Genomic DNA, 3,353 nt, shown 5'->3' on the forward strand with positions numbered 1-3,353 from the left:
TTTTAAGATCAAGATCAAAAGATCGCAGCCTGCGGCAGCTCCTACAGAGTGTTTCGAGTATCAGCTCAGTTCAATGCGATCGGCATGAATGACAATCTGGCCATTCTTGTACAACGCACCGATGGCCTTTTTAAAGTTGCCTTTGCTGACGCCGAACATGCTGCTGATCACTGTCGGGTCGCTCTTGTCGCTGACCGGCAGGCTGCCGTTGTTCTCACGCAACTTGGCGAGGATCTTCGAGTTCAGGCTGGTGGCCGCTTCCTGGCCGACCGGTTGCAGGCTCAGGCTGATCTTGCCGTCGGAACGAACTTCCTTGATGAAGCCCTTCTCTTCTTTACCGGCGCGCATGAACTTGAAGATTTCGTTCTTGTGAATCAAGCCCCAGTGCTTGTTATTGATGATTGCCTTGAAACCCATATCGGTGGCTTCGGCAACCAGCAAGTCAACTTCCTGGCCCGGCGTGTAGTTGGCCGGCGTCTTGTCGAGATAGCGATCCAGACGCGCCGTCGCGGTAATGCGGCGGGTGTGCTTGTCGAGGTAGACATGCACCACGGTGTACTCGCCGGCTGTCATCTGCCGTTTTTCTTCGGAGTACGGCAGCAACAGATCCTTCGGCAGCCCCCAGTCCAGGAACACGCCGATGCTGTTGACTTCAACAACTTTCAAACTGGCGAATTCACCTACCTGAACTTTTGGCTTTTCAGTAGTTGCGATAAGTTTGTCATCGCTATCCAGATAAACAAAAACGTTTAACCAGTCTTCATCTTCGCTGGGAATATCTTTTGGAATATAACGATTGGGCAAAAGAATTTCGCCATCCGCGCCGCCGTCCAGATATAAACCAAAGTTAGTGTGTTTAACCACTTGCAAACTGTTGTAACGCCCGACTAAAGCCATGTCCAATACCCTCATTACGTGGCGGCATTCTACCCGGTTTTGCAGGCTGCGTTCGGTGGCCGGCCCGGTGGCGCAAGAAAATCCTGCGAAGGCCTTAATTTTCCTGGCTTTTGCCATGGGTAGCTGGCCGCTCGTCTGACCATTCCGACGACTTTCGTCACTGCCCGGCAAGGGTAAAAAGAGATTTTCCGAGTCATGTTTTTAGTTAAAACAGCGACTTAGGGAAAATAGACCAACAACAATTCGCGGCTTGTTTCGCCCTTCACCTGAAACGTCCAAGGGATATTTGCCAAGCAAATTGCAGGTAATTCCTGTACGATGCCTGGCCAAGTTAATTTTCTACAGGTTAATGGCCGCCATGCGTGTAAAAGCATCCACCAGCAAAGCAAAGCCAGCTCCAGCCGTTGAAACCAGCGAATCGATCAACAACCAGATCGCTGCATTCCTCAAATCCGGCGGTGAAATCCAGCAAATTGCCAAAGGCGTCAGCGGCCAGACGTTCGGCCCGTCCAAGCAGATCACCTTGGGCAAGAAGTAACACCCTTCGCTTCACCTGGTCCCTGGGCGCTTTGAGCTTCGAAGCGCCTGGACTGGAACCCTCGCAACAACTCCCTCGCAAACAATCAATCTTGTAAAAATCGACGAACGGCCCTCGATGCCCGTCATTCGCCGGTATCCTTGCACGCGTCTAGATCAAGCGTTTCAGCAGGCCTCTCCGCCCGCCCCCCGCTGTTCATGGAGCGACGCATGTTCAAACCCTCCTGCTTACCCATCCTGCTGGTCAGCCTTATGGCGTGTTCGATCGCCCATGGGCAAATCTTTCAACGCGAGATGGGGGATTTCGATCTCAAGCTCGGCACCAGTCCCACCCGCAGCATGGCTCAAGGCCTGGTCAAACCCTCGGCCGCCGGCTCATTCCATGGTGGTCTGGACCTGACGCACAACAGCGGCTTCTACTTTGGCCAATGGTCGCCCAGCGTGGGCATCAGCCCGGGGAAAAATCTCGAGATCGATTCCTACGCAGGCTTTAAACAACCCTTCGACCAAACCTTCGGCTACGAAGTGGGCATGATCCATTACAGCTACCCCGAAGTGGAAACGCTCGACAGTCAGGAGCTGTTCGGTGGCCTGACCTTGCTCGGCAGTCGTTTCGGCATCGCTTTGAGCAACGACCCGGACAAACAGAACAACACGCTGTTCGCCGACCTCAGTGGCAATCAGCCGTTCGGCATCGGGATCAGCATGAAATACACCACCCACCAGCTGAACACGCCAGTCGCGGTGGACGGTGGTTACGTAGGAAGTTTCACCGATTGGTCGGTGAAACTGTCTCGACCGTTCATGGGCATCGACCTCAACCTGATCTACAGCGACTCCAGCCTCAGCGGCAGCTATTGTTCAGCCTATTCCGGGCACAACAGTCAGTGTGACGGGCTCGTTACCCTCAAGGCTGAACGCGCCTTCTATTGATTGGCTGAACTGCCGGGCTGATCTTGCGTTCACATGAGAATCAGTCCCCGAAGCCAGGCTTTCGCAAGGATTCGCCCATGTCTCGCTGGTTAAAACAGATCGCCTTCGTGCTCATGTTCAGCCTCGCCCTCGGCGCGTGCAGCCGCATGGGCCTGGCCTACCGCAACCTCGACGTGATCATTCCCTGGACGCTCGGCGACTACCTGGACATGAACGGTGAGCAAAAAGGCTGGCTCAACGAGCGCCTCAAGGAACACTTGAGCTGGCATTGCACCACGCAAATGCCGGGCTACCTCGACTGGCTGGATCGACTGCAAACCATGGTCGCCACGAACCAGGTCACCGATGCTGCATTGCAAGCCCGCGCGCTGGAAGCCAAACAGGCGATCGCCGAAACGGCCCGGGAAATCACCTCCTCCGCGGTCGAATTGCTGCAAGGGCTGGACGACACGCAGGTCGCCGAAATGAACGAGGCCTTCGCCAAAGACCAGCGCAAACGCCAGGCGCAATACCTTAAGCCGTCCCTCGATCAGCAGATCAAGGAACGCGGCGAGCGCATGGAAAAACGCCTGGGTGACTGGCTTGGCCCATTGAACGCCACTCAGCATCAGCGCGTCGTGGCATGGTCGAATGCTTTGGGCGACCAGAACACGCAGTGGATCGCCAATCGCGTCCACTGGCAGAAGCAGTTCAGTGCGGCAGTGGCGCAACGCCACAGCCCTGAATTCCCACAACGAATCGAGACGCTTCTGGTCGAACGCGAGCGTTTATGGACACCTGCTTATCGCCAGGCCTTCGCGGCCACAGAAGCGCAGGCACGCTCGCTGTTCGTCGATTTGATGGCTGAAAGCACGCCGGAGCAGCGTCAGCGGTTGCTGACGAAAATCGAGGGGGTGAAGAAGGATTTCAGTGATTTGAAATGTCTGAAAGCCGCAAAACAGAGCTAACAACTCAAACCCCCTGTAGGAGTGAGCCCTGCTCGCGAT

4 protein-coding genes are annotated in these 3,353 nt (G+C 55.3%); 3 read left to right on the plus strand and 1 reads right to left on the minus strand.

The window, feature by feature from the left end:
- Window positions 1–60: 60 nt before the first annotated feature.
- Entirely contained in the window at window positions 61–897 is an 837-nt protein-coding gene (locus tag ACW9JC_RS29505; RefSeq protein WP_457459460.1) for a CvfB family protein, read from the minus strand.
- A gap of 349 nt (window positions 898–1,246) precedes the next feature.
- On the opposite strand from ACW9JC_RS29505, the gene ACW9JC_RS29510 reads away from it, so the two are divergent.
- From ACW9JC_RS29510 to ACW9JC_RS29520, 3 genes are all read left to right on the plus strand, one after another.
- Entirely contained in the window at window positions 1,247–1,435 is a 189-nt protein-coding gene (locus tag ACW9JC_RS29510; RefSeq protein WP_028621608.1) for a hypothetical protein, read from the plus strand.
- 209 nt (window positions 1,436–1,644) lie between these two features.
- On the plus strand, window positions 1,645–2,367 hold the full coding sequence (locus ACW9JC_RS29515) for a TorF family putative porin (RefSeq protein WP_457459456.1): 723 nt from the start codon (window positions 1,645–1,647) through the stop codon (window positions 2,365–2,367).
- Between the two features lie 77 nt (window positions 2,368–2,444).
- A complete protein-coding gene (locus ACW9JC_RS29520; RefSeq protein WP_457459458.1) occupies window positions 2,445–3,314 on the plus strand; it encodes a DUF6279 family lipoprotein in 870 nt (289 codons plus the stop codon).
- Window positions 3,315–3,353 lie beyond the last annotated feature (39 nt).

The organism is Pseudomonas sp. SDO5591_S426 (genome assembly GCF_054070755.1).

Excerpts from the sequence above, each read along its gene's own strand:
- ACW9JC_RS29505 (WP_457459460.1), bottom strand. The coding sequence starts at position 897 with ATGGCTTTAGTCGGGCGTTACAACAGTTTGCAAGTGGTTAAACACACT.
- ACW9JC_RS29510 (WP_028621608.1), top strand. The coding sequence starts at position 1,247 with ATGGCCGCCATGCGTGTAAAAGCATCCACCAGCAAAGCAAAGCCAGCT.
- ACW9JC_RS29515 (WP_457459456.1), top strand. The coding sequence starts at position 1,645 with ATGTTCAAACCCTCCTGCTTACCCATCCTGCTGGTCAGCCTTATGGCG.
- ACW9JC_RS29520 (WP_457459458.1), top strand. The coding sequence starts at position 2,445 with ATGTCTCGCTGGTTAAAACAGATCGCCTTCGTGCTCATGTTCAGCCTC.